The sequence below is a fragment of the Diaphorobacter sp. LI3 genome, from assembly GCF_022807955.1.
Classification (GTDB): Bacteria; Pseudomonadota; Gammaproteobacteria; order Burkholderiales; family Burkholderiaceae_C; genus Diaphorobacter; species Diaphorobacter nitroreducens.
The window spans coordinates 264,567-285,875 of record NZ_CP094346.1; the positions used below are offsets into that span (position 1 = coordinate 264,567).

The following is a 21,309-nucleotide window of genomic DNA, read 5'->3' on the forward strand; positions in this document are numbered from 1 at the left end:
TCAGATGCCCTCCGGCGCACGGAGGTGGAAGTCGGTCGCCTGCTGCAGGCGGTGCGCGGCGTTCAGCAGGCGGCCCTCCTGGAAGTAGTTGCCGATGAGCTGCAGGCCCACGGGCATGCCGCCCGCGCCAAAGCCGGCGGGCACGCTCATGCCGGGCAGGCCGGCCAGCGACGCGGGCAGGGTGAAGATGTCGGCCAGGTAGTCGGCCAGCGGGTCGTTGCCGTGCTCGCCGAGCTTCCAGGCCACGCTGGGCGCCACGGGGCCGGCGATCAGGTCGCAATCCTTGAAGGCGTTCTGGAAGTCGTCCGCGATCATGCGGCGGATCTTCTGCGCCTGCAGGTAGTAGGCGTCGTAGTAGCCGTGCGAGAGCACGTAGGTGCCGATCATGATGCGGCGCTTGACCTCGTCGCCGAAGCCTTCGGCGCGGGTCTTCTTGTACATGTCCACGAGGTCGGCGTAGTCCTTGGCGCGGTGGCCGAACTTCACGCCGTCAAAGCGCGAGAGGTTGGACGACGCCTCGGCCGGCGCAATGATGTAGTACACGGGGATCGACAGCTCCGTGCGCGGCAGGCTGATGGGCACCAGCTTTGCGCCCAGCTTCTCGTACTCCTTGAGTGCCGCATCGACGGCGGCACGCACGTCGCCCGCCAGGCCGTCGCCGAAGAACTCGGCCGGGATGCCGATGCGCAGGCCGTCGATGGAGTCATTCAGCTTGGCGCTGAAATCCTCGGCCGGCACGTCCAGGCTGGTGGAGTCGCGGTCGGGGTCGGGGCCGCACATGGCCGACAGCAGCAGCGCGCAGTCCTCGGCCGAGCGGGCCATCGGGCCAGCCTGATCCAGGCTGGAGGCGAAGGCGATCATGCCGTAGCGGCTGGCGCGGCCGTAGGTGGGCTTGATGCCGGTGACGCCGCAAAACGATGCCGGCTGGCGGATGGAACCGCCGGTGTCCGTGCCGGTGACGGCCGGCGCCAGGCGCGCGGCCACGGCCACGGCGCTGCCGCCTGAGGAGCCGCCGGGGATGCGGCTGGTGTCCCAAGGGTTGCGCACCGGTGCGGGGGCGTCGCAGCCCACAGGCGCCACGGCGGAGTTCTCGTTGGCCGAGCCCATGGCGAACTCGTCGCAGTTGAGCTTGCCCAGGGTTACGCAGCCGGCATCGGCCAGACGAGTGACCACGGTGGCGTCGAACGGCGACTGGTAACCGGCCAGCATCTTCGAGCCGGCGGTGCTGGGGAAGTCGCGGGTGACGAAGATGTCCTTGTGCGCGATCGGCACGCCGGCCAGCGGGGCAGCCGTGCCGGCGGCGAGGGCCGCGTCCTGCGCGCGGGCCTGCGCCAGGGTGGTGTCCTCGTTCATGGCGACGTAGGCGCCCAGGTTCTGGTGCTGGCGTGCGCGGGCCAGGAAATGCTGCGCGGCCTCGACGGCCGAGACCTGTTTGCTGCGCAGTGCGCTGGTCAGCTGTGCGATGCCCAGGTCGTGGAGTTCGGAGGAGGGGGTGTTGCTCATGCTGTCGTCCTCACTCGATGACCTTGGGCACCAGGAACAGGCCGCGCTCGACGGCCGGCGCGCTGCGCTGGTTGGCCTCGCGCTGGTCGGGCTCGCTGGCCACGTCCTCGCGCAGGCGCAGCTCCACATCCCGCACCACCGCCACCGGGTGCGACAGGGGGGCGATGCCATGGGTATCCACAGCCTGCATCTTCTCGACGATGCCGAAAAAACCGTTGAGTTGCGTGAGCATGCGCTCACTTTCGCCGGGGCTCAGTTCGAGCCGGGCCAGATTGGCGATGCGGCCGATATCCTGGGGTGTCAGTGCCATAGGGAAGAGGGACGGGCGGAAACCAGATGTAAAGCGGCTTTCCGGGCTCCGCCAGGGGGAGTTATTCACAGGGGATGCGTTATTATCCCGGCTTTGCCGCTAGACCTCCACATTGCCGGTCATTGTGCGAAAAAAGCCAACAAACACCCCGTAATATCCGGCGACGGCAGGCCGACGTGCATGCCGTGCCTGAGAGGACCCCTGCATGTTCGGAGCTTTCCGTCGGTACTTCTCCACCGACCTGGCCATTGACCTTGGCACAGCCAACACCCTGATCTTCGCCCGCGACAAGGGCATCGTGCTCGACGAGCCCTCCGTCGTCGCCATCCGCCATGAGGGCGGCCCGCACGGCAAGAAAGTGATCCAGGCCGTGGGCCACGAGGCCAAGGCCATGCTGGGCAAAGTGCCTGGCAACATCGAGGCCATCCGCCCGATGAAGGACGGCGTGATTGCCGATTTCGTGATCACCGAGCAGATGATCAAGCAGTTCATCAAGATGGTGCATCCCCGCTCGGTGCTCACGCCCAGCCCGCGCATCATCATCTGCGTGCCCTGCGGCTCCACCCAGGTCGAACGCCGCGCCATCAAGGACGCGGCCGAGGCCGCCGGCGCCACGGCCGTGTACCTGATCGAGGAGCCCATGGCCGCCGGCATCGGCGCGGGCCTGCCGGTATCCGAGGCCTCTGGCTCCATGGTGGTGGACATCGGCGGCGGCACCACCGAGGTCGGCGTGATCTCGCTGGGCGGCATGGTCTATAAGGGCAGCGTGCGCGTGGGTGGCGACAAGTTCGACGAATCCATCATCAATTACATCCGCCGCAACTACGGCATGCTGATCGGCGAGCCGACGGCCGAGGCCATCAAGAAGAACATCGGCTCTGCCTTCCCTGGCTCCGAGGTCAAGGAGATGGAGGTCAAGGGCCGCAACCTCTCCGAGGGCGTGCCGCGCAGCTTCACCATCTCGTCCAACGAGGTGCTGGAGGCACTGACCGAGCCGCTCAACCAGATCGTCTCCGCCGTCAAGAACGCGCTGGAGCAGACCCCGCCGGAGCTGGGCGCCGACATTGCCGAGCGCGGCATGATGCTCACCGGCGGCGGCGCGCTGCTGCGCGACCTGGACCGTTTGCTGGCCGAGGAAACCGGCCTGCCCGTGCTGGTGGCCGAGGAGCCCCTGACCTGCGTGGTGCGCGGCTGCGGCATCGCGCTGGAGCGCATGGACCGCCAGGGCAGCATCTTCACCAGCGACTGAGCCCGAACCGCGCCTGACGAGCTGTCCGCATGCCACTGGGAACCCTGGACCGTTCGGCGCCGACGCTGTTCAAGCAGGGGCCATCGCCGCTCTCCCGCCTCACCCTCTACAGCGCCCTGGCGCTGTTTTTGATGGTGGCGGACGCACGCTTTCACCTGACCGAGCCGCTGCGCAAGGCCGTCTCCACGGCGCTGTACCCGCTGCAATGGCTGATGCTGCAGCCGGTGGAGTTCGCGGACAAGGGGGCTGGATATTTCCAGTCGCTGCAGGCCGCACAGCAGGGCATGGACGACGCGCAGCGCACCATGGCGCAAATGGCGGTGCGCGCCGGCGAGGCCGAGCAGCTGCTGCGCGAGAACGCCGAGCTGCGCCAGTTGCTGGCACTGCGCGAGCGCCTGACCACCGAGGCCACGGCCGCGCAAGTGATTTATGACACGGCAGACCCCTATACGCGGCGTGTCATGGTGGACCGTGGGCAGCTGGCAGGCGTGGAGCCGGGCTCGCCGGTGATGGATGCCTCGGGGGTGCTGGGGCAGGTCACGCGCGTGTTCCCCATGCTCAGCGAAGTCACGCTGCTCATCGACCGCGACCAGGCCATTCCTGTGCTCAACCTGCGCACCGGTGCACGCAGCGTGGCCTACGGCGACCCGGTGGCCGGGCATGGCGGAGGCATGGAGCTGCGCTTCACGCCGGGCAATGCGGATGTGCAGGAAGGCGACCTGCTCACCACCAGCGGCGTGGACGGCCTGTACCCCGCGGGCCTGCCGGTTGCGCGCGTGCTGCGCGTGGAGCGGCGCGCCGACTCCGCCTTTGCGCGCATCTACTGCGCTCCCGTGGCGCAGATGTACGGAGCGCGCCATGTGATGGTGCTCAAGCCGGTGGTGGCCGACCTGCCACCGCGCCCCGAACCCGAGCCGGCGGCGCCCAAGCGCGGAGGCCGCAAATGATCATGCCCAAGGGCCAGCAGCTGCTGCTGCCCGTGAATCCGGTCTTCATCGCTGCCAGCCTGGTGGCCGCGCTGGCGCTGAACATGCTGCCACTGGGCCGCGTGGTCTGGACGCCCGACTGGGTCATGGTGCTGCTCGTGTTCTGGGGCATGCATCAGCCGCAGCGCGTGGGGCTGGGGGTGGCTTTCCTCATGGGGCTGTGCCTGGATGTGTACCAGTCTGCCCTGCTGGGCCAGCATGCGCTGGTGTACTGCCTGCTGATGTTCGGCGCGCAATACACGCACCGCCGCCTGCTGTGGTTCGGCCCGCTGCTGCAGGCGTTGCAACTGCTGCCGCTGTTCTTTGCGGCCCATGCGCTCGAACTGCTGCTGCGCGTAGCCATCGGCGGGGGCATCCTGCCGGGTTTCGAAGGCCTGGTGGCACCGCTGCTGGAGGCCGCCCTCTGGCCGCTGGCCAGCTGGGCGCTGCTGGCGCCCCAGCGCCGCCCGCCCGACCGCGATGAAAACCGGCCGCTGTGAGCGCGCAGGGGTGAAGGGCCGCCGCGGATGACCGAACTGCGCAATGCCGAGGCCGATGTCTGGCACTTTCGCCTGCGCGTGTTCGTCGTGGGCGTGGTGGTGCTGCTGGCATTCCTGCTGATCGTTGCGCGCCTGGTGGTGCTGCAGGTGGTGCGCCACGAGGACCTCGCGGACCAGGCCGAGAGCAACCGCACGGCGGTCGTGCCCATCGTGCCCAACCGCGGCCTCATCCTGGACCGCAACGGCGTGGTGCTGGCCACCAACTACTCGGCATACACGCTGGAGATCACGCCCTCGCGGACCATGGACCTGGAGGCGACGACCGACGCGCTGGCCGAGGTCGTGGACATCCAGCCGCGCGACCGGCGCCGCTTCAAGCGTCTGCGCGAGGAGTCGCGCAGCTTCGACTCCCTGCCCATTCGCACACGGCTGTCGGACGAAGAGGTGGCGCGCTTTGCGGCGCAGCGCTACCGCTTCCCCGGCGTGGACATCAAGGCGCGGCTGTTTCGCAACTACCCGCTGGGCGAGGTGGCGAGCCACGCCATCGGCTACATCGGCCGCATCAACCAGCGCGAAAAGGAGCGCATCGAGGACTCGGACGATGCGGCCAACTACCGCGGCACGGACTACATCGGCAAGCTGGGGGTGGAGCAGAGCTTCGAATCCACGCTCCACGGCCAGACGGGGTTCGAGCGCATGGAGACCTCGGCCGGCGGGCATGCCGTGCGGCGCCTGAACAGCCACCCGGCGACGCCGGGCAACACGGTGATGCTGTCGCTGGACATCAAGCTGCAAAAGCTGATCGAAGATATGTTCGGCGAGCGCCGCGGCGCTCTGGTAGCGCTGGACCCGCGCAACGGCGAGGTGCTGGCGCTGGTGTCCAAACCCACGTTCGACCCCAACCTGTTCGTCGAGGGAATCGACCAGGAAAACTGGCAGGCGCTCAACGAGTCCATCAACAAGCCGCTGCTCAACCGCGCGCTGCGCGGCACCTACCCTCCGGGCTCCACCTACAAGCCCTTCATGGCGCTGGCCGCGCTGGAGCTGGGCAAGCGCACGGCGGGGCAGGTGTTCAACGACCCGGGCTATTACAACTATGGCGGGCGCACCTTCCGCAGCCACGAAGGCGGCCTGGGCGGCGTGGACATGCACCGCGCCATCCAGTATTCGAGCAACACCTACTTCTATTCGCTGGCCGTGGAGATGGGTGTGGACGCCATCCACGACTTCATGAAGCCGCTGGGCTTCGGGCAGATCACCGGCATCGACCTCGGGGGCGAAGTGCGCGGCGTGCTGCCCAGCACCGAGTGGAAGCGCAACACCTACAAGCGCCCGGAGGCCAAGCGCTGGTACTCGGGCGAGACGGTGTCGCTGGGCATCGGCCAGGGCTACAACAACTTCACCATGCTGCAGCTGGCCGTGGCCGAGGCCACGCTGGCCAACGGCGGCACCCGCCACCGTCCGCACCTGATCAAGGCCGTGAAAGACCAGGTGGGCGGGCAGGTGACCGAGGTGCAGCAGCCCCCCGGCGAGCGCCTGGGCTACAACCCCAAGCATGTGGCGATCGTGAACAACGCGCTGATGGCCGTGAACCAGGCGGGCACGGGGCGGCGCGTGTTCGCGGGCGCGCCCTACACCTCGGCGGGCAAAACCGGCACGGCACAGGCGGTGAGCCTGGGGCAGAACGTGCGGTACAACGCCAAGCTGCTGGAGGAGCACCAGCGCGACCATTCCCTGTTTGCCGCGTTCGCACCCGTGGAGGAGCCCCGCATCGCCGTGGCCGTGATCGTGGAGAACGCGGGCTTTGGCGCGGCGGCGGCGGCGCCCATCGTGCGCCGCGTGTTCGACTACTGGCTGCTGGGCCAGTACCCGAGCGAGCAAGACCTGGCGGCCGTCTCCAAGGGGCAGGCCGGTGCTCCCATGGGCACGCCGCGCAACGTGGCGGATGTGCCGCTCGCGATGCCTTGAGGGCTCTTCCGCCCGGTCAGGGTGCGGAAGGACGCGCCAGTGCGCGCGGCGGCGGCAACTGGCTCACCACCAGGGCGGCCACGATCAGCGCCGCGCCCGCCAGGCCGGCCGCGCCCAGGCGCTCGCCGATCAGCACCCAGGCCGTGGCGGCGGCAAACACCGGCTCCAGCCCGAAGACGATGGCGCTGCGCATGGCATCCACGCGCTGCTGGCCCCAGGCCTGCAGCGTCACCACCAGCACGCTGGCCACCACGCCCAGGTAGGCCAGTGCCGTCAGCGCGTGCGCCGGCAGGTCCGCCAGGGCCTGCAGCGACGTGGCGACCTCGCCATGGCGCGCGAGCAGCAGCACGCTGGCCGCGGCGAACATCACCAGCGCCTGCACCGCCGCCATGCGTGTGGCGCGCAGCGGCTGGGCCGCGGTGCGGCGCGCGCATTCCTCCAGCGTGAGGATGTAGATGGCATAGAACAGCGTGCTGGCGAGCGTCAGCGTGTCGCCCAGGTTCCAGGGCTCGTTCTCGTGGAACATCAGCACCATGCCGGCCAACGCCATGGCGCAGGCCGCCCACAGCGCGGCGCCATAGCGCCGGCCCAGCACGGCCATGGCCAACAGCGGCACCACCAGCACGTTCAGCCCGGTGACGAACGCATTGCGGTTGCTGCTGGTGCGCGCCAGCCCCTCGATTTGCAGCCAGAACGCGAGGAACAGCAGGGCGCCCAGCAGCAGACCCCAGCGCAGTTCCGTGCGCCGCAGACCGCGCCACAGCGGCGCCAGCACCAGCAGCGCAATCGCGAAGCGGGCCCAGATGATCTGCAGCGCATCCAGGTGCGCGGACATCATCTTCATCGCAGGGAAGGTGGTGCCCCAGACGGCGACCACCAGCAGGAGGGCCAGCAGGCCCTGGCGTTCGGAACGCATGGCTTCTTCAAAAATGAGAGCTGTTGGCGCTTGTTTCAAAAGGATTCCGATATGTTCTCATATCGAAACCCAAGTACATCAAGCGCTGGCAGCTATGGTTTTATAAGCGGCCGCACCGTGCCACCCGGCGGGTCAGTGGCTCATGCGCCCGATGAAGGAGCGGATGCGGTCGTTGGCCGGGTGGGAGAAGAACTCGGCCGGCGGCGCATCGTGGGCAATGCAGCCCTGGTCGAAGAACATCACGCGGTCGGCCACCTCGCGCGCAAAGCCCATCTCGTGCGTGACCACGATCATCGTCATGCCGCCGCGCGCCAGCTCGCGCATCACGTCCAGCACCTCCTGCACCATCTCGGGATCAAGGGCACTGGTGGGCTCGTCGAACAGCATCACCTTCGGTGCCATGGCCAGCGCGCGCGCAATCGCCACGCGCTGCTGCTGGCCGCCCGACAACTGCCAGGGGTACTTGTGCGCATGGTCCTGCATGCCCACGCGCTTGAGCAGGGCCATGGCCTTGTCGTTGGCCTCGCGGCGCGACGTGTGGCGGATGCGGCGCGGCGCCAGCGTCACGTTGTCCAGCACCGTCATGTGGCCGAACAGGTTGAACTGCTGGAACACCATGCCCACCTCGCTGCGCTGCAGCTGCAGCGTGCGCGGGTCGTCGGTGACCTCCACGCCGTCGATGGTGATGCTGCCGCTGTCGTGCGGCTCCAGGCGGTTGATGGCGCGCAGCAGCGTGGACTTGCCCGAGCCCGAGGCGCCGATGATCACGGTGACCTCGCCCGTGCGGAACACGGTGGACACGCCCTTGAGCACCTCGTGGCTGCCGAAGGCCTTGCGCACGTCCTTGCACACGATGTAGGGATTGGCGGAAGCGGCGTGGCTCATTTCACACGCCCTTCGACGTCAAAGCGGTACTCGATGGCATGCGTGACCTGCGTCACCAGCGTGGTCAGGATCAGGTAGGTGATGGCCACCGTGGTCAGCGTGGCCACGGGCTGGAAGGTGGCGGACTGGATGCGGTTGCCCACGTTGGTCAGCTCCACCACGCCGATGGCGTAGGCGAGCGACGAGTCCTTGAGCAGCGCCACGAAGTTGCTCACCAGCGGCGGCAGCGCGATCTTGAAGGCCTGGGGGAACACGACGTCGAAGAACACGTGCGTGCGCGACAGGCCGAGCGCACGCGCGGCCTCGGTCTGCCCGCGCGGCACGGCCAGCAGGCCGGCGCGGATGGCCTCGGCGTTGTAGGCGCCCACGTTCAGGCCCAGCGCCACCACGGCGGCGGCGAAGTCGGGCAGGTTCAGGCCCGGCACCAGCACGGGCAGCGCGAAGTACACGAACAGGATCTGCACCAGCAGCGGCGTGCCGCGGATCGCCCAGATGTAGAAGCTGGCCACCCAGCGCAGCCAGGCCAGGCGCGAGGTGCGCGCCAGCGCCGCGGCCGTGCCCAGCAGCAGGCCCACGGTGCCGCTGACCAGCGTCAGGTACAGCGTGGTGAGGGCGCCTTCGGAGAAGAGCTCCGCGTTGGAGCCGATGGGCTCAGGAAAGAAGGAGAGGAACTGGCCGAGCAGGGCGAGGACCAGCGCCATCAACACCAAAGCCGCCACCAGCGTTGCATTGCTGCGCTGGGTGCGGCTCCAGTGTGCGGGCCAGAGAGCGAGAAGCATGGGCAAAGCGGGCCGGACCCGCAGGCCCGGCGCAGTCGGTTACTTGCAGGTGACGTCTTCTTGGAAGTACTTCTGGGAGATCTTGCCCACAGTGCCGTCGGCGATCGCTTCCTTCAGCGCCTTGTTCCAGGCGTCGGCCAGGCCCTGGTTGCCCTTGGAGACGGCGGCGGCCACCTGCTCCACGAACAGCATGTCGCCCGTGCGGAAGCCCGCCTTGGGCGCCTTGGCCAGCATTTCCTTGGCCACGAAGCGGTCGGTCACCCAGGCGTCCACGCGCTTGGAAGCCAGGGCGTTGCGCGCGGCTTCGTCGGTGGGGAAGTTCTTCACGTCCTTCACGCCGGGCACCTTCTTCACGGCGTCCAGGTAGGTCGTGCCGGTCTGCACGGCCACCACCTTGCCGTTCAGGTCGGCGGCCTTGGCCACCTCGGGCTTCATCGACACGATGATGCCGCCCGAGCAGTAGTGCGGCAGCGTGAAGGTCACGGCCTTGGAGCGCTCGTCGGTGATGGCGTGCGAGGCGATCACCAGGTCCCAGCGGTCCTGGGCCAGGCCGGTCAGCAGCGCGTCGAAGCCGACGGTCTTCCACTCGTACTTCAGGCCCATCTTCTTGACCACGGCCTCGGCCACTTCGATCTCGTAGCCCGTGAGCTGCTTGCCCTTGAAGAAGTTGAACGGCGCGTACTGCCCCTCGGAGCCGAGGATGATGGTGCCGCTCTTCTGGATTTCTTCCAGGGGACGCGCCTGCACGACAACGGCGGCGCACAGCGCCACAGCAGTGGCCAGGGTCTTGAACATCTTCATAGGGAGTTCCTGCTTGCTTCAGGTACAAAAAATCCGGCATTGCGGATCACAAGCCGGAAACCAACGCCTGCGCAAGAAGCCCGGGTAAGGGCGGCGTCACGAGGCGGTCACATTATAGAGAGCGGCCCCTGGTGCGCCGCATTGACGCAAACCCGGGGGCCAGGGTCATTGCGGGCGCATCAGCGTGGACTTGCCGAACAGGCTCTCCAGCAGGTCCACGGCCAGCTCGGCCGTCTGGTTGCGCACGTCCAGCGCAGGGTTCAGCTCCACCAGGTCCGCCGATCCGAGCGCACCGCAGTCGGCCAGCATCTCCATGCACAGCTGGGTCTCGCGGTAGGTCGGGCCGCCGCGCACGCCGGTGCCTACGCCGGGGGCCACCGACGGGTCCAGGCAATCCATGTCGAAGCTCACGTGCAGGTGCGTGTCCTGGTCCACGTCGGCCAGCGCGGCCTGCATCACCGCGCGCATGCCCAGCTCGTCGATGGTGCGCATGTCGTACACCTCGATGCCATGGTCGTTGACGAAGCGCTTCTCGGTGGCGTCCACGCTGCGCACGCCGATCAGCGTGATCTGCCCGGACTGCAGCGCCGGCGGCGCATCGGGGCCGGCCAGGCGCGTGAGCTGTGCCGGGCCGTGGCCCAACAGGCACGCCACAGGCATGCCGTGCAGGTTGCCGCTGGGGGAGGACTCGGGGGTGTTGGCGTCCGCGTGCGCGTCGAACCACAGCACCTTCAGCCGCCGCCCGCGCGCGCGGCAGTGCTGCGCCACGGCGCTGATGGAGCCGATGGCCAGGCAGTGGTCGCCGCCCATGAGCAGCGGCAGCTGGCCCGCCTGCAGCGCGGCGTGCGTGGCTTCGTACACCGCCCGGTTCCAGGCCGCGACCTCGGCCAGGTGGCGAAAGCCGCTGGCGGGCTCGGCCTGCGGATTGCCGGGGCCGGCCAGGTTGCCCTGGTCGCGCACGTCGAAGCCGCGTGCCTGCATGGCCCGCGCAATGCCCGCGATGCGCAGCGCGTCGGGGCCCATGCTGGCGCCCAGCACGCTGGCGCCCACGTCGGTGGGGGCGCCGATCAGGGTCAGGGTCGTCATCGGGTCTCTCCTTGCCAGTGAATGCGGGTGGATCGGGTCAGCGCAGGAACGCGTCGTAGCCGGTCTTCAGGATCAGCATGCCCACCACCAGGATGAAGATGCCGCGCACGAAGCCCGCGCCGTGCTTCAGCGCCAGGTGGGCGCCGAGCAGGCTGCCCACCACGTTGGCCACGGCCAGCGGCAGCGCGAAGTGCCACCAGACATGGCCCTTGGCCGTGAACAGGATCAGCGCGGCCACGTTGGTGGCCAGGTTCAACAGCTTGGCGGACACCGAAGCGTTCAGGAAATCGTAGCCCAGCACGCGCACGAAGAGAAACACGAAGAAACTGCCCGTGCCGGGGCCGAAGAAGCCGTCGTAGAAGCCGATGGTCACGCCGATGGCGCAGGCCGCCAGGGTTTCACGCCCTGCAGCCAGGCGGGGCGCGTGGTGGCGCCCCAAGTCCTTGCGCGCCAGGGTGTAAATCAGCAGCGCCACCAGCACCAGCGGCAGCAGCTTGCGCAGGAAATCGGCGGAGATCAGCGTCACCACCCAGGCGCCGGCGAACGCGCCGACGAATCCCGCGAGCGCCGCCGGCAGCATGGCACGCCAGCGCATCTGCACGCGGCGGCTGTACTGCCAGGTGGCGATGCCCGTGCCCCAGATGGCGGCACTCTTGTTGGTACCCATCAGCGTGGCCGGCGGCGCGGTGGGAAACGTGGCGAACAGGGCGGGCAGCAGGATCAGGCCGCCCCCGCCGACGATTGCGTCCACGAAGCCGGCCAGCAGCGAGGCCAGCGAGACGATGATCCATTCCATGGGCGCGATTGTCGCACCGCTACCGCTATGGAATCAGTAGCTGCTTGCGCCCACCCTGCGGGCGCTGGGGCCACTTTTGCTGAAAGTCTCGACAAATAAAAAGGCACCCGGGTTGCGGGTGCCTTGTGAAGGGGCATCTCGTTGCGGATGCCTGAATTGATGGTTGATGTTCTTGTGTTAGGGCTGTTGTCTCCTCGGTCCCCTCGGTTGGCGTGCCGAGGCGCGCTTCGAGTGCATGGACTGTAATAAAACGCACCCCGGTGGTGCATTGGTGGTTTCCCGCACCTGCTGCCACTGGTTCAAACTGGGGCACGCGCCTCGCTGCGAATCCATTGGGCGGCCATCTCGGCCATCATCAGCGTGGGTGCATTGGTATTGCCGCTGGTGATGGTGGGCATGGCGCCCGCGTCCACCACGCGCAGGCCGGCCACCACGCCGCCGCGGCCGTCGCGCACGCGCAGGCGCGCATCCAGCACAGCCTGCGGATCGTCCAGCCGGCCCATGCGCGTAGTGCCCACGGGATGGAAGATGGTGGTGGCGATATCGCCCGCCAGCCGGGCGAGGTCTTCGTCGCTCTGGTACTGCGGGCCGGGCTTGTATTCCTCGGGCTGGTAGGGAGCCAGTGCGGGCTGGGCCACGATGCGGCGCGTGACGCGCAGGCTGTCGGCGGCCACCTGGCGGTCCTCGGGCGTGGACAGGTAGTTGGGAGCGATGGCCGGCGCGGTGCGGAAGTCCGGGCTCTTGATCTGGATGGTTCCGCGGCTGGTGGGGTTCAGGTTGCACACGCTGGCCGTGAAGGCCGGGAAGCGGTGCAGCGGCTCGCCGAAGGCCTCCAGCGACAGGGGCTGCACGTGGTACTCAAGGTTGGGGTGCGGCAGGTCCGGCTGGCTGCGTGTGAAGGCGCCCAGTTGCGACGGTGCCATGCTCATCGGGCCGCTGCGCTTGAAGGCGTATTCCAGCCCGATTCTGGCCTTGCCCAGCAGGTTGCCCGCCAGCATGTTCAGTGTGGGCACGCCTTGCACCTTGTACACGGCGCGGATCTGCAGGTGGTCCTGCAGGTTGGCGCCCACGCCGGGCAGGTCGGCCTGTATATCGATACCGTGCCGCTGCAGCAACGCGCCGGGGCCGATGCCCGACAGCTGCAGAATCTGTGGCGAGTTCACCGCGCCGGCGCTCAGGATCACCTCCTGCTGCGCGTGGGCCGTGACCATTTCCTCGCCGGTCCACACCTGCACGCCGGTGCAGCGCAGGCTGCCGTCCGGCTGACGGTCCAGTACCAGGCGCGTCACCTGGGCCGAGGTCCACATCTCGAAATTGGGCCGCCCGTAGCAGGTGGGGCGCAGGAAGGCCTTGGCCGTGTTCCAGCGCCAGCCGTTCTTCTGGTTGACCTCGAAATAGCCCACGCCCTCGTTGGTGCCGCGGTTGAAGTCGTCGGTGGCGGGAATGCCGGCCTGCTGCGCGGCCTGGGCGAAGGCGTCGAGGATGTCCCAGCGCAGGCGTTGCTTTTCCACGCGCCACTCGCCCGAGCTGCCTGTGGACTTGCTGCCGTGCAGGCGCTTGAAGTTCTCGTTCACGCCCTCGGGCTGGTCCAGGCGCCAGTGGTCCTCGTGGCGGCGAAAGGCCGGCAGCACGTTGTCCCAGCGCCAGGCGTCGTCGCCCGTGATCTGGGCCCACTGGTCGTAGTCGCGCGCCTGGCCGCGCATGTAGATCATGCCGTTGATGCTGCTGCAGCCGCCCAGCACCTTGCCGCGCGGGTAGCGCAGGCTGCGGCCGTTCAGGCCGGTGTCGGCCTCGGTGTGATAGAGCCAGTCGGTGCGCGGGTTGCCGATGCAATACAGGTAGCCCACGGGAATGTGGATCCAGTGGTAATCGTCCCTGCGGCCGGCCTCCACGAGCAGCACACGGTTCTTGGGGTCTGCGCTGAGCCGGTTGGCCAGCAGGGCGCCGGCGGTGCCGCCGCCGATGATGATGTAGTCGAAAGTGGTGTCGCTCATGGATGCCGATCGCACGTCAGGGAAGGAGCGCAACGCGCCAGCGCTGGGGCTGCCGCAGTGCAGCAATCGATTGTGCGATTCGGCACTCGGGTGTCGAGAGGGAAACCCCGCTGCGCTACGTTTTTTGATAGTGGCAGCGCGCGCTGCGGGTGCGTCACGGCCGGTTTTTGATGTTTTTTCAAGCACCGGCGGGCCTCGCTTTTGCCACGCGCCAATCTGTGGAATGATGCGCCGCGTCAGCCCCGTGCGCGGCGCGGCCGCCGGAATATGCAAAACTGCGGGCGCCGCCAGTGGCGCCTGCGCCAGCCGGTCGCCCGGCCTCTTTCCCGACCACCATGCCCGTCACCCACCCTCCATCGGTCGTGCAGGACCACGCTGCCAGGCCCCTTGCCCAGCCGCAGGGCGAGTGGGTGGCCGCGGCCTTTGCCGACCGCCGGGCCTGGCGGCGGGTGGCGGCGCAGCTCAAGGACTGCGGTCCCGGCGTTGCCTGGAGCCTGCAAGGCGTGCAGCGTCTGGACCACGTGGGCGCGCAGATCCTGTGGAACCACTGGGGCCGCGCCTGGCCCGAGCAGCTGGAACTGACCGAGAACCAGCGTGAGATGCTGGAGCGCGTGGCGCAGTACACCACCCCCTGCGAGCCCCCCGCGCCCTGGCGCCTGGGCGACCAGGTGGACCGCCTGGGCGTGCTGGTGCTGCACGCGCTGGACCATGTGCGCCATCTGGTGATACTGGTGGGCCAGCTGGTGCTGGACGTGCTGCGCCTGCTGCGCAACCCGCGGCGCGGGCCCTGGCGCGACATCTCGGGCCACCTGTACCGCATGGGCGCCACGGCGCTGCCCATTACGGCGCTGGTGGGCTTCCTGATCGGCGTGGTGCTGGCCTATCTCATGTCGCTGCAGTTGCGGCAGTTCGGCGCCGAAGCGTTTATCGTGAACATCCTGGGCATCTCGCTGATCCGCGAGCTGGGGCCCATGCTGGGCGCCATCCTCGTGGCGGGGCGATCGGGCTCGGCCATCACCGCGCAGATTGGCGTGATGCGCGTCACCGAGGAGCTGGATGCCATGCGCGTCATGGGCATACCGCACGGTTTTCGCTTGGTGATGCCGCGTGCGCTGGCGCTGGCGCTGGCCATGCCGCTGGTGGCCCTGTGGACCACGCTGGCGGCGCTGGCGGGCGGCATGCTGGCTGCGGACCTGACCATGGGCATCTCGTCGGCCTACTTTGCGCAGGCCCTGCCTGCCGCCGTGAATGTGTCCAACCTGTGGCTGGCGATGTCCAAGTCGGTGGTTTTCGGCGTGTTCATCGCGCTCATCGGCTGCCACTGGGGGCTGCGCGTCAAGCCCAACACCCAGAGCCTGGGCGAAGGCACCACGGCCTCGGTGGTGAGCGCCATCACCATGGTGATCATCGTGGACGCGCTGTTCGCCGTCGCCTTCAAGAACGTGGGTTTCTAGCCATGGATGCCACCCGCCCCGCCGCAGACGCCGACACCAGGGCCGTGGTTGAGCCGCCGGTGGTGGACATCCGCGGCCTGGCCACGGTGTTCGGCCGGGGTGACGAAGCCTTCACGGTGCACGACGACCTGCAGCTCACCGTGCAGCGCGGCGAGATCCTCTCGCTCGTGGGAGGCTCGGGCACCGGCAAGACGGTGTTGCTGCGCCACATCCTGGGGCTCACGCGGCCCACGCGCGGCAGTGTGGAGGTGCTGGGCCGCTCGGCGGCTGAGTTGGTCGGCGGCGAGCGCGCCAGCAGCCGCGTGGGCATGCTGTTCCAGCACGGGGCGCTGTTCTCGGCCTTCAACGTGCTGGACAACATTGCTTTCGCGCTGCGCGAGCTGGGCACGCTGCCGCCCGCGCTGGTCAACGACGCGGCCATGGTCAAGCTGCGCCTGGCGGGGCTCAAGCCCGAGCACGCCACGCGCATGCCGGCGGACCTCTCGGGCGGCATGATCAAGCGCGTGGCCCTGGCGCGCGCGCTCATCATGGACCCGCCGCTGCTGCTGCTGGACGAACCCACGGCGGGGCTGGACCCGAGCAGTTCCGACGAGTTCTGCGCGCTGCTGCGCGAGCTGCATGCGGCGCTGGGCCTCACGGTGATCATGGTCACGCACGACCTGGATACCCTGTACGCCCTGTCCACGCGCGTGGCCGTGCTGGCCGACCGGCGCGTCATCGTCACCGGCACGCCGCAGGAGGTCGCGCGCTTCGACCATCCCTTCATTCACCACTTTTTTCTCGGAGAACGCGGCCGCCGTGCCATGGCCCAGCCGCCCGCCGCCTCTTCGTCCAAGGAAGCCTGATGGAAAACAAGTCCCATGCCCTGGCCGCAGGCATTTTCGTGATCGCCGTGGCGGCGCTGCTGGCCGGCCTCGGCATGTGGCTCACGCGCGACCAGACCGATTACCAGCTCTACGAGTTGTCCAGCAAGGACAGCGTGAGCGGCCTGCAGCCCCAGGCAGCCGTGCGCTACAAGGGCGTGGCCGTAGGCAAGGTCACGCACATCGGTTTTGACCCGCAGGTCTCGGGCAACGTGCTGATCCGTATCGCCGTGAATGCGGACGCGCCCATCAGCCCCACCACCTTCGCCACGCTGGGCTACCAGGGCGTGACGGGCCTGGCCCATGTGCAGCTGGACGACGCGGAGGCGCCGCTGCCCGCGCCGCCGCCGGGCGCCAGCGGCCTGCCGCGCCTGCCGCTGCACAGCTCCTCGTTCAGCCAACTGTCCGAGCAGGGCCCGGCCATCCTGGGCCAGGTGCAGGAGGCCACGCAGCGCATCAACACCCTGCTGGGCGACGAGAACCAGCAGCGCTTTTCCACGGCACTGAAGCAGTTGGGCGACGCGGCGGGCAGCATCGACCAGCTCGCGCGCCGCCTGGACAACACCGTGACCACCCGGCTGGACCCTGCGCTGGCGGGCGTGCCGCCGCTGGTGCAGGACACGCAGCAGACCCTGCAGGCGCTGCGCCAGGCGGGCAGCAGCGCGGCCACGGCCGCCAACGACGTCAGCCAGGCCATCCGCACGCTGCAGGCCGAGGGCGGCGCGCTCGACGAGATCGCCGCAGGCGCGAAGTCGCTGGCCGGCGCGGCCGACCGCTTCGGCCGCGTCACGCTGCCGCGCATCAACCATGCGGCCGACGAAACCGCGCGCGCCGCGCGCCGCCTGGGCCGCACGGCCTCGGGTATCAACGACAACCCGCAGTCGCTCATCTATGGACCAGGCCGCTCGGCCGCGGGGCCCGGCGAGCCTGGTTTCACCGCTCCCGCAGCGCAGCCCTGACGCATTGCAAGGACCCTATGATGACTATTAAAAAGATAGCTGTTGGCGCTCGCCAGATAAGCGCTAAAGCCATTTTTGGCTTCACATTTATGGCGCTGATGGTGGGCTGCTCCATCCTCCCCGAGCCGCCGGTGCGCGCCGATGTGTACGACTTCGGCCCCGGCCCCTTGCAGGCGCCGGGCCCCGCGGCCAGCGCGCCGCTGCCCCCGATCGCGCTGGCCGAGGTGACCGCCACGGGCCTGCCCGAGGGCAGCACCGCGCTGCTGTACCGGCTGGCCTATACCAACGCCCAGCAACTGCGCCCCTACACCCAGGCGCGCTGGAGCCTGCCGCCCGCCGTGCTGCTGCACCAGGCGGTGCGCGAGCGCCTGGGCCAGCGCCGCGCGGTGCTCTCTGGCGACGACGGCATGGCCGTGTTGCTGGAGCGCGGCCGCATGCCCAGCGTGCTGCGCCTGGAGCTGGAGGAGTTCAGCCATGTGTTCGGCGCGCCCCAGGCGAGCGCCGGCCTGGTGCGTGTGCGCGCCGTGCTGGCCGACGCGAGTACTGCGGGTGAGACGCTGGTCGCGCAGCGGGTGTTCGTGGCGCGGCGCGATGCCGCCACGCCCGATGCCGCCGGCGGCGCCAAGGCCCTGGCCGATGCGGCGGCCCAGGTGGCCGAGGAGCTGGCCGCATGGGTGGAGCAGTCCGGCCGCTGAGCGCCTGCGCCCTTCCCACCCCCAGAGACATGCTGCGCATGTCTCTTTTTTTTGCCCGCCGCGCACCGGCGACGGGGCGGAGGCCTACATGCCGCTGTCGCACTGGGCTGACGCGGCTTGCGTGCGCGCACCGACGCGCTGCCGCCGGGCACCTGCCTAGAGTCCATTCATCGCCTCGCAATGCCCGGCGCCATACAGGGGCCAGGCAGGCGATCCCTCAACAACCGCCACAGGAGAGTGACGTATGAACGAAGACCGCATTGAAGGCAACTGGAAGCAGTTCAAGGGCAAAGTGAAGGAGCAATGGGGCAAGCTGACCGACGACGATTTGGACATCATCGCCGGCAAGCGCGACCAGCTGCTGGGCAAGCTGCAGGAGCGCCACGGGCTGGCCCGGGAGGCAGCCGAGGAACAGCTCAAGGGCTGGGAACAGCGCAACCCCGACTTCCGCTACGACTGACGCAACGCGCCGCAGGGGCACGACTCGCGCGCCCTGCGGGATTCAATTTCCATCACATTCATCCGGAGGACATTCCATGAAAAACGCACGCAATCTGCTGGCCCTGGCGGCCGCTGCCCTGATGGCCACTTCGGGCATGGCCATGACCAAGGAGGAACACAACGCCGGCAAGGACCGCATCGGCGCTGACTACAAGGCCGCCAAGGCGCAGTGCGACACCCTGCAGGGCAACGCCAAGGACGTCTGCATGAAGGAGGCCAAGGGCCGCGAGAAGGTGGCCAAGGCCGAGTTGGAAGCCCAGTACAAGCCCAGCGACAAGGCCACCTACAACGTGAACGAGGCCCGTGCCGACGCTGACTATGAAGTGGCCAAGGAAAAATGCGACGACCAGAAGGGCGACGCCAAGGACATTTGCGTGAAGGACGCCAAGGCCGCCCATGTGGCCGCCAAGGAAAATGCCAAGGTGCAGCGCGCGCAGGCCAAGCCCGCCGACTCCACCGCCGAGAAGCGCGCCGATGTCGCAGAGGCCAAGAAGGACGCCGCAGAGGCCCAGCGCGAAGCCAACTACAAGGCCGCCAAGGAGCGCTGCGACACCATGAGCGGTGACGCCAAGGACAAGTGCGTGGCCGATGCCAAGCGCACCCACGGCCAATAAACCGGCAAATATGTGCAGCCCCGCCTCTGGCGCTAGCCGTTCTGTTAAAGTGTTGCTAAGAAAGCTGTAATGGCTCAAAATTCCGCCCTAGTCAACGACTAGGGCGTTTCTTTGTCCAAGGAAAAATCTCATCCAACTTCAGTAAAGCCGACTAAGTGGCCGCCTAGATTTCCGCCGGCCGCGGCGGGTATTCAAGTCAATCACTGCAAGAACCCCAAGTGCGGTAACTTCGGCGTACCGCCCAAGCTTGCGGTTGCCCGAGGCGGGGCCGGTACTCCAGCTTCTTCCGTTGGCCCAGGCGACTACACCGTGGTCGCTACCGGTAAGGACCAGCCGGCACTGAAGTGCCGCCTGTGCGAGGAAATCACCCCTATGCAGAGCAACTTGGCGATTGCCGAGGAGCTTATGCGCATGTCGGAGTACCTTGAACCAGTACTCCCGCAGTGTCCGAACGAGGCCTGCTCTCTATCGGAGGGGGCGCCATCCCTTGAGAATGTGACTCGCTTCGGCACCAACGCCCACGGAACTCCCCGGTTCAAGTGTGTCGGCTGCAAGAAGGCGTTCTCCTTCGGCGGCCGGTCAACCAAGCGCCAACGTCGCAGTCACTCCAATCGCGATATCTTGGTGCATCTGATGAACGCCATGCCGCTGCGGCGCATCATCAAGGTCCTCGATATCTCCCCCAGCCAGCTATACGACCGCATCGACTTCCTCTATGAGCAGGCCCAGATGTTCGCCGGCGAGCGTGAGCGAACCCTCATGGGACGCGACGACCTAGGCTCAAGATATCTGTCGGTTGACCGGCAAAAGCTGGTGGTGAACTGGCACTCTAAGAAGGTGCGAAAGAACACACTTTTGCTGTCCATTGCAACGGCCGACCAGGCTACGGGCTATGTGTTCGGGGTCAACGTCAACTTTGACCCTGCGCTGGACTCTGCTGACGTAGAGAAGGACATGGTTCGCTTTGGCGACCATGCACTTGCCAGAGCGTTTCGCCGCTACGCGAGAGTCTGGCTACCGGCTGATTGGAATGCTGCGGCTGAGAGGGCGGCGCCTCGCGGAGGTACCTCCCGAAAGCCTATGGAATCGGTCATCGAAGAGACGTACGACGCAGCCTTAGGTCGCCCCGATATAGAAGATGGTGAAGGCCCCGCGAACTCATCCCGTGCCCCCGTAAAGGGCATGCTGCTGCATGAGCAAGTGGTGATGTACGCCCACATCCAGCTTGTCACTCGACTGCTCTGCCGTGCCAAGAAGATTCGCTTCTTCACAGACCAGGAGTCGGGCATACGTGCGGCCATTCTGACGGCCGTGCCGAAAAGGGTTCTGGACCGGACGGCTGACGCTTTCTATGTCAAGGTGCTCAAAGATATGTCAGTGGACATGAAGCGCGCGCTGGTTGGTGCAACCAAGCGGCGTCTGGCGCGCTTAGCGGAGAAATACGGGGTAACCCCTGAGGCTGCAGAACTTCTGGCTGCCGAGGAAGAACTGGCGCGCATGGTTGCCATCGGCAAGTGGGGGGACCGCTGGTTCCGCCATCCCATATCGGAGATGCGTGAGCCTGAGAAATCCGTTTGCTGGCTGACCGATATCGACCCGGTCGAAACCGAACCGGACAAGCGTCGGCTCCAGCTTAGCCACCAGGCGCTACTGCACCTGAAAGCCACCCTTACCGCTGTCGACCGCTTCTTTATGCAGGTCCGGCGAGGCCTCACGCTGGCAGAACGCGCGGTGGCCAGCGCCAACACCGACCGACGTCTCTGGTTCGGGAAGAGCGCCTACAACCCCGAAGTCCTGGTGAAGGTGCTCGGCATCTTCCGGACGTACTTCAACTACTGCGAGGTTGGCCGGGACGGGAAAACGCCGGCAATGCGGCTGGGGCTGGCGCGCGGACCCATAGCGCCCGAAGACATCATCTATTTCACTCCCGAACCGCCCGAAAGACGCCGCGCGCCTGCCGCTCGGTCGCTCAAGCCCTCCGGCCCCGTGGCTCACGCAAGCGAGTCACTTGCCGCGTAGGACCCGTAGTTCGAGGTGAGCTTGGTCCGCAGTCAGGGAGCTCACTCGCACTTGGTAGACAGAGAGGGGGGCTCCCGATTCAGGCCCCGAGGACTCTTCCCATTCGGCTACACCCCCTTCACCCTCGCCGCTCACCGAGGAAAGGTACGGGCTCCGCCCTGTGCAGGCCAGCACTACTGCCGGGGCTAGGGTCATCCGCGGCAGAATACCGGTTGGTTTGACCCAATTTGTTACTTCAGCGCCTCTGATAAGGACACGACAAGGCTGGCTGCCATTGTCTCGCCAAGCCTCAACGCTCAGAGAGACAGTCCGATTGCCGTATGCCACGGGAGTGCTGCCCCTGAAGTCCGGAGCGGGCTCGTCGTTGCAGGCAGTGAGGAAGCTGGCGGCACACACGAGCGCGACGCCTAGGGAAAGGGGCTTGAAATTCAGCATGTCCCTTATAGCGACCA

Annotated in this window: 20 protein-coding genes; 11 read left to right on the plus strand and 9 right to left on the minus strand. The window is 67.6% G+C overall.

The annotated features are described in order from the left end of the window. Both gatA and gatC read right to left on the minus strand, forming a co-directional pair. Window positions 1–1,503, minus strand: a complete 1,503-nt coding sequence (gene gatA, locus MRB47_RS01235; RefSeq protein ID WP_252101689.1) for an Asp-tRNA(Asn)/Glu-tRNA(Gln) amidotransferase subunit GatA — start codon at window positions 1,501–1,503, stop codon at window positions 1–3. 10 nt (window positions 1,504–1,513) lie between these two features. Continuing rightward, window positions 1,514–1,813, minus strand: a complete 300-nt coding sequence (gene gatC / locus MRB47_RS01240; RefSeq protein WP_047350390.1) for an Asp-tRNA(Asn)/Glu-tRNA(Gln) amidotransferase subunit GatC — start codon at window positions 1,811–1,813, stop codon at window positions 1,514–1,516. A 205-nt stretch (window positions 1,814–2,018) separates the two neighbouring features. Between gatC and MRB47_RS01245 the strand changes: the two genes are divergently transcribed. The 4 genes from MRB47_RS01245 to mrdA are packed head-to-tail and all read left to right on the plus strand — an operon-like array spanning window position 2,019 to window position 6,495. Next, on the plus strand, window positions 2,019–3,062 hold the full coding sequence (locus MRB47_RS01245) for a rod shape-determining protein (RefSeq protein ID WP_012655332.1): 1,044 nt from the start codon (window positions 2,019–2,021) through the stop codon (window positions 3,060–3,062). Window positions 3,063–3,091: 29 nt separating this feature from the next. Beyond that, complete coding sequence (gene mreC / locus MRB47_RS01250; protein WP_252101690.1) at window positions 3,092–4,009, plus strand: rod shape-determining protein MreC; 918 nt, start codon at window positions 3,092–3,094, stop codon at window positions 4,007–4,009. Continuing rightward, a complete protein-coding gene (gene mreD, locus MRB47_RS01255) occupies window positions 4,006–4,527 on the plus strand; it encodes a rod shape-determining protein MreD (protein WP_252101691.1) in 522 nt (173 codons plus the stop codon). Before mreC ends, mreD begins: the two co-directional genes overlap by 4 nt. A 27-nt stretch (window positions 4,528–4,554) precedes the next feature. After that, window positions 4,555–6,495 (plus strand): penicillin-binding protein 2, encoded by a 1,941-nt coding sequence (gene mrdA, locus MRB47_RS01260; protein WP_252101692.1) that lies wholly within the window; start codon window positions 4,555–4,557, stop codon window positions 6,493–6,495. Between the two features lie 16 nt (window positions 6,496–6,511). Here mrdA and MRB47_RS01265 read toward each other — a convergent pair whose 3' ends face one another. The 7 genes from MRB47_RS01265 to MRB47_RS01295 form a co-directional block, all read right to left on the minus strand. Then, window positions 6,512–7,411 (minus strand): DMT family transporter, encoded by a 900-nt coding sequence (locus MRB47_RS01265; RefSeq protein ID WP_088887852.1) that lies wholly within the window; start codon window positions 7,409–7,411, stop codon window positions 6,512–6,514. A gap of 132 nt (window positions 7,412–7,543) precedes the next feature. Then, the gene (locus tag MRB47_RS01270; protein ID WP_196994561.1) at window positions 7,544–8,296 is read right to left on the minus strand and encodes an amino acid ABC transporter ATP-binding protein; all 753 of its coding nucleotides are present in this window, start codon (window positions 8,294–8,296) and stop codon (window positions 7,544–7,546) included. Then, window positions 8,293–9,075, minus strand: coding sequence for an amino acid ABC transporter permease (locus tag MRB47_RS01275; RefSeq protein WP_011803711.1), 783 nt, complete (start codon window positions 9,073–9,075; stop codon window positions 8,293–8,295). Before MRB47_RS01275 ends, MRB47_RS01270 begins: the two co-directional genes overlap by 4 nt. Before the next feature lie 39 nt (window positions 9,076–9,114). Beyond that, window positions 9,115–9,876, minus strand: coding sequence for an ABC transporter substrate-binding protein (locus MRB47_RS01280; RefSeq protein ID WP_011803712.1), 762 nt, complete (start codon window positions 9,874–9,876; stop codon window positions 9,115–9,117). Between the two features lie 165 nt (window positions 9,877–10,041). Next, window positions 10,042–10,962, minus strand: coding sequence for an arginase (gene rocF / locus MRB47_RS01285; RefSeq protein ID WP_252101693.1), 921 nt, complete (start codon window positions 10,960–10,962; stop codon window positions 10,042–10,044). A gap of 37 nt (window positions 10,963–10,999) precedes the next feature. Further along, complete coding sequence (locus MRB47_RS01290; protein ID WP_012655339.1) at window positions 11,000–11,758, minus strand: sulfite exporter TauE/SafE family protein; 759 nt, start codon at window positions 11,756–11,758, stop codon at window positions 11,000–11,002. A gap of 299 nt (window positions 11,759–12,057) precedes the next feature. Then, window positions 12,058–13,752, minus strand: coding sequence for a GMC family oxidoreductase (locus MRB47_RS01295; protein WP_041835849.1), 1,695 nt, complete (start codon window positions 13,750–13,752; stop codon window positions 12,058–12,060). 335 nt (window positions 13,753–14,087) lie between these two features. On the opposite strand from MRB47_RS01295, the gene MRB47_RS01300 reads away from it, so the two are divergent. From MRB47_RS01300 to MRB47_RS01330, 7 genes are all read left to right on the plus strand, one after another. Next, window positions 14,088–15,206, plus strand: coding sequence for an MlaE family ABC transporter permease (locus MRB47_RS01300; RefSeq protein WP_012655341.1), 1,119 nt, complete (start codon window positions 14,088–14,090; stop codon window positions 15,204–15,206). A gap of 2 nt (window positions 15,207–15,208) precedes the next feature. Then, window positions 15,209–16,051 (plus strand): ABC transporter ATP-binding protein, encoded by an 843-nt coding sequence (locus MRB47_RS01305; protein WP_012655342.1) that lies wholly within the window; start codon window positions 15,209–15,211, stop codon window positions 16,049–16,051. Continuing rightward, the gene (locus MRB47_RS01310) at window positions 16,051–17,028 is read left to right on the plus strand and encodes an MlaD family protein (RefSeq protein WP_252101694.1); all 978 of its coding nucleotides are present in this window, start codon (window positions 16,051–16,053) and stop codon (window positions 17,026–17,028) included. The genes MRB47_RS01305 and MRB47_RS01310 overlap by 1 nt, the downstream gene beginning before the upstream one ends. A 17-nt stretch (window positions 17,029–17,045) precedes the next feature. Continuing rightward, complete coding sequence (locus tag MRB47_RS01315; RefSeq protein WP_252101695.1) at window positions 17,046–17,723, plus strand: ABC-type transport auxiliary lipoprotein family protein; 678 nt, start codon at window positions 17,046–17,048, stop codon at window positions 17,721–17,723. Between the two features lie 244 nt (window positions 17,724–17,967). Next, on the plus strand, window positions 17,968–18,183 hold the full coding sequence (locus tag MRB47_RS01320; RefSeq protein WP_252101696.1) for a CsbD family protein: 216 nt from the start codon (window positions 17,968–17,970) through the stop codon (window positions 18,181–18,183). Window positions 18,184–18,259: 76 nt separating this feature from the next. Next, window positions 18,260–18,838 carry a hypothetical protein gene (locus MRB47_RS01325; protein ID WP_252101697.1) on the plus strand — a complete coding sequence of 193 codons (579 nt, stop codon included), beginning with the start codon at window positions 18,260–18,262 and terminating at the stop codon, window positions 18,836–18,838. Window positions 18,839–18,949: 111 nt separating this feature from the next. Beyond that, window positions 18,950–20,857 (plus strand): hypothetical protein, encoded by a 1,908-nt coding sequence (locus tag MRB47_RS01330; protein ID WP_252100595.1) that lies wholly within the window; start codon window positions 18,950–18,952, stop codon window positions 20,855–20,857. The last annotated feature ends 452 nt before the right edge of the window (window positions 20,858–21,309 follow it).

Bases quoted from the DNA above. Each gene is read 5' to 3' on its own strand.
- gatA (WP_252101689.1), bottom strand. From the start codon at position 1,503: ATGAGCAACACCCCCTCCTCCGAACTCCACGACCTGGGCATCGCACAG.
- gatC (WP_047350390.1), bottom strand. From the start codon at position 1,813: ATGGCACTGACACCCCAGGATATCGGCCGCATCGCCAATCTGGCCCGG.
- MRB47_RS01245 (WP_012655332.1), top strand. From the start codon at position 2,019: ATGTTCGGAGCTTTCCGTCGGTACTTCTCCACCGACCTGGCCATTGAC.
- mreC (WP_252101690.1), top strand. From the start codon at position 3,092: ATGCCACTGGGAACCCTGGACCGTTCGGCGCCGACGCTGTTCAAGCAG.
- mreD (WP_252101691.1), top strand. From the start codon at position 4,006: ATGATCATGCCCAAGGGCCAGCAGCTGCTGCTGCCCGTGAATCCGGTC.
- mrdA (WP_252101692.1), top strand. From the start codon at position 4,555: ATGACCGAACTGCGCAATGCCGAGGCCGATGTCTGGCACTTTCGCCTG.
- MRB47_RS01265 (WP_088887852.1), bottom strand. From the start codon at position 7,411: ATGCGTTCCGAACGCCAGGGCCTGCTGGCCCTCCTGCTGGTGGTCGCC.
- MRB47_RS01270 (WP_196994561.1), bottom strand. From the start codon at position 8,296: ATGAGCCACGCCGCTTCCGCCAATCCCTACATCGTGTGCAAGGACGTG.
- MRB47_RS01275 (WP_011803711.1), bottom strand. From the start codon at position 9,075: ATGCTTCTCGCTCTCTGGCCCGCACACTGGAGCCGCACCCAGCGCAGC.
- MRB47_RS01280 (WP_011803712.1), bottom strand. From the start codon at position 9,876: ATGAAGATGTTCAAGACCCTGGCCACTGCTGTGGCGCTGTGCGCCGCC.
- rocF (WP_252101693.1), bottom strand. From the start codon at position 10,962: ATGACGACCCTGACCCTGATCGGCGCCCCCACCGACGTGGGCGCCAGC.
- MRB47_RS01290 (WP_012655339.1), bottom strand. From the start codon at position 11,758: ATGGAATGGATCATCGTCTCGCTGGCCTCGCTGCTGGCCGGCTTCGTG.
- MRB47_RS01295 (WP_041835849.1), bottom strand. From the start codon at position 13,752: ATGAGCGACACCACTTTCGACTACATCATCATCGGCGGCGGCACCGCC.
- MRB47_RS01300 (WP_012655341.1), top strand. From the start codon at position 14,088: ATGCCCGTCACCCACCCTCCATCGGTCGTGCAGGACCACGCTGCCAGG.
- MRB47_RS01305 (WP_012655342.1), top strand. From the start codon at position 15,209: ATGGATGCCACCCGCCCCGCCGCAGACGCCGACACCAGGGCCGTGGTT.
- MRB47_RS01310 (WP_252101694.1), top strand. From the start codon at position 16,051: ATGGAAAACAAGTCCCATGCCCTGGCCGCAGGCATTTTCGTGATCGCC.
- MRB47_RS01315 (WP_252101695.1), top strand. From the start codon at position 17,046: ATGATGACTATTAAAAAGATAGCTGTTGGCGCTCGCCAGATAAGCGCT.
- MRB47_RS01320 (WP_252101696.1), top strand. From the start codon at position 17,968: ATGAACGAAGACCGCATTGAAGGCAACTGGAAGCAGTTCAAGGGCAAA.
- MRB47_RS01325 (WP_252101697.1), top strand. From the start codon at position 18,260: ATGAAAAACGCACGCAATCTGCTGGCCCTGGCGGCCGCTGCCCTGATG.